Origin of the sequence: Aquabacterium sp., from assembly GCF_035476535.1 — a bacterium.
Lineage (GTDB): Bacteria > Pseudomonadota > Gammaproteobacteria > Burkholderiales > Burkholderiaceae_C > Pseudaquabacterium.
The window spans coordinates 1-2,816 of sequence record NZ_DATILJ010000040.1 but is presented as its reverse complement, the minus strand read 5'-3'; the positions used below and the strand labels follow the sequence as shown (position 1 = coordinate 2,816).

Sequence of the window (2,816 nt, the reverse complement as noted above, 5' to 3'; positions counted from 1 at the left end):
CCGGGCCCGAGCCGGAATCGATCTGGCAGGTGATGGGCCGGCAGAAGGACATCCAGTTCGCCAGCCGGGCCGACAGCCACATCTTGCGGCAGAAGCAGATCCACCGGCTGCGCCATGTGATCCGCGAGCTGCAGAAGCAATTGCCGGCGGCCAAGCAGAACGATGCCAAGGTCAAGGAGCTGGTGTCCTGGGGCTGCGGCACGACGATGCATGTGGCGCACCTGGTGGCGCCGCGCCTGGATGGCGAGGACCACACCAAGGACATCGACTTCACGCCGGCCGGCGTGCGGTCGCGCCGCGAGGCCGGGCATGCCGACACGCTGCGCATGATCGAGATGTCGCCGTGGCGCATGCCGGCCGATCCGATCGAGGGCGTCATCGAGCACAGCCTCGGCTGACAGGGCCGCGCACGGATCTTCTTCTACTACACCAATCTTGGAGGACTTTTCATCATGTTCACACGACGTCTCACCTGGATCGCCGCGGCCTGCGCCGGCATCGCCGCTGGCGCAGGAGCCCAGGCCGCGCCCATCGTCTACCACGCGGTCGATCTGCAGGCCCTGTCGACCAACCCTTCCGATAGCTCGGGCCAGGCCATCTCCGGCAACGGCCTGACTGCAGGCAACAGCTGGTCCGCCGCGGATTCGCAATACCACGCCGTGCGCAACACCGGCGGCGCGGGACCGCAGGATCTCGGTGCGCTGGGAGGGCCTGGGTACGGCAGTTCCGCCTACGGCATCAACAACGGCGGCACGGCGGTCGGCGGGTCAAGCTATCCACGTGCCGACCAGAACATGTTTGCCACACACGCGGTGATCTTCGACGGCAACACGGTCAAGGACATCGGCGCGGTCAATGGCGACTACAGCAGCTACGGCTTCGGCATCAACAACCTCGGCCAGGCGACCGGCTGGGCCAGCAATTACTTCGACGGCTTCGGCGGCATGCGCACCGGTGCCTTCTTCTACGACGGCAGCACACTGCACGACCTGGGCACCTTGGGCGGCGACTACGCCACCGGCCGCGCGATCAACGATGCCGGCACCATTGCCGGCTACTCGAAGAACAGCAATGGCCAGCAGCGCGCCTTTGTCACCCAGGGGCAGCAGCTCATCGACATCGGCACGTTCGGCGGCGCCACCAGTTACGCGTTCGGCATCAACAGCCAAGGCGATGTGGTGGGCGGTGCAACGGTGGCCTCATCGATGGAGCATGCGTTTGTCTACCGCAACGGGCAGTTGATGGACATCGGCTTCCTGCCCGGGGACGTGCGTTCCGAGGCGCGCGACATCAATGACAAGGGCTGGGTCGTCGGTCTGTCCGGAGGCAGCGCCAACCACGGGTTCCTCTTCGACGGCACGGTCATGCACGACCTGGCCTCGTTGATCGGCTCGGGTTTTGATGGCTGGACGATCCTCGACATCACCGGCATCAACGACACCGGCCAGATCGTCGGCACTGCCATTCGTGACAACGCCGTCCACGCGTTCCGGTTCGACCTGGTGCAGAACGACGGTACCGTGCCCGAGCCATCGACCTGGCTGCTCGTGGCCCTGGGCTTGGCCGGGCTGACGCTGTCGCGCTCCCGCCGCGCTGTCAGCTGAGCGCGAACAGCGCTGTGCGGCCCGCGACCGTCAATCGCCGAGCCGCTGCAGGGCCTGCGCCAGCTCGATCTCGACGCTGGCGCGCGCGGTGAAGATGCGGTACACGGATTCCAGCAGCACCTCGTCGTTCAGCGGTTCGTGGTGCAGGAAGGCCAGGTGGCCGATCACGCCGCCATCGCGCGCAAGGATCGGCAGGCCCAGGTAGCCTTCGTAACCTTCTTCACGCGGAAACAATCGGCCTACACCGGCGGGGTGGAAGCAGGTGCTGCCCTCGGCATAGACACGCTCACAAGGCGTGCCGGCCAGTTCGTACTCGAAATTCGCATCGAAGCCGTCGCGGCGCCAGAAGGCCAGCGTGCGTGCGCGGGTTGCCGGGCGGTTGGCGCACTCGGTGATGAAGGCGCAGTCGATGTGCAGTGCACGCGCGAAGTGCATCACCAGGGATTGGAAGAAGGATGCGCCGCTGCTGCGCGCCGTGCCTTCGGCGATGGCATCGATCAGGGTCTCGACCCGCTTGATCCGTGTGATGTCGGTGTCCAGGCCGATCAGCCGATAGGGGCTGCCGCTGGCGTGGCGGATGGCGGTGGCCCGTGACAGCACCCAACGGTAGCGGCCATCGGCATGCATCAGGCGGTGCGGCAGCTCGAAGCGCTCGCTCTTGCCGTCGAGGTGCTGCTGCAGCGCCTGCCGCACGGCGCTGCGTTCATCCGGGTGCACCAGCGCATGGCGATCGGCCAGGCACATCGGCGCCGCCTCGTCGCTTGCTGCATCGCGGCCCAGCATGTGCAGCCAGCGCGGCGAGCCCTGCAGACGGTCGGCTGCCGGGTTCCACTCCCACAGGCCGTCAGTGGCGCCACGAAGGGCCAGCGCGTAGCGTTCCTTGCTGACGAACAGCGCCTGCTCGATGCGGCGGGACTCTTCGCGCACCTGATCCAGCGCACGACGTTCGAACGCGGCCGCCCGGTCCAGTTCGGCCACGCGTTGTCGCAAGGCATGGCAGGCGGAGCGCTCGCGCAGCGCAATCTGCAGCACGATCTGCGTGGCGATCAGCGCTGCCGCAGCGGTGGCCAGCCACATCGGCATTGCCGGTGAGCCAGGCCAAAGGCGCCAGGCGACCAGCGCTGTGACCGCAACAAGTCCGGGCAGCAGGGCCGGCATGCGAACGGGCGTCTTGGTCATGCGGCGACTCCTTTCACTGCTGCGGCTCCTGCA

The 2,816-nt window shown here is 67.1% G+C and carries 3 protein-coding genes; 2 read left to right on the top strand and 1 reads right to left on the bottom strand.

The features are described 5' to 3' along the window. Together VLK61_RS04380 and VLK61_RS04375 are read left to right on the top strand one after the other, a co-directional pair. The coding region (locus tag VLK61_RS04380; protein WP_325418683.1) for a DUF3734 domain-containing protein at window positions 1-398 on the top strand (398 nt) is incomplete at its 5' end. A gap of 54 nt (window positions 399-452) precedes the next feature. Continuing rightward, complete coding sequence (locus VLK61_RS04375) at window positions 453-1,604, top strand: PEP-CTERM sorting domain-containing protein (RefSeq protein WP_325418681.1); 1,152 nt, start codon at window positions 453-455, stop codon at window positions 1,602-1,604. Between the two features lie 30 nt (window positions 1,605-1,634). On the opposite strand, the gene VLK61_RS04370 is transcribed toward VLK61_RS04375, so the two are convergent. Beyond that, window positions 1,635-2,783: a PAS domain-containing protein gene (locus tag VLK61_RS04370; RefSeq protein WP_325418679.1), complete on the bottom strand. Its 1,149-nt coding sequence runs from the start codon at window positions 2,781-2,783 to the stop codon at window positions 1,635-1,637. Window positions 2,784-2,816: the final 33 nt, after the last annotated feature.

Excerpts from the sequence above, each read along its gene's own strand:
- VLK61_RS04375 (WP_325418681.1), top strand. The coding sequence starts at position 453 with ATGTTCACACGACGTCTCACCTGGATCGCCGCGGCCTGCGCCGGCATC.
- VLK61_RS04370 (WP_325418679.1), bottom strand. The coding sequence starts at position 2,783 with ATGACCAAGACGCCCGTTCGCATGCCGGCCCTGCTGCCCGGACTTGTT.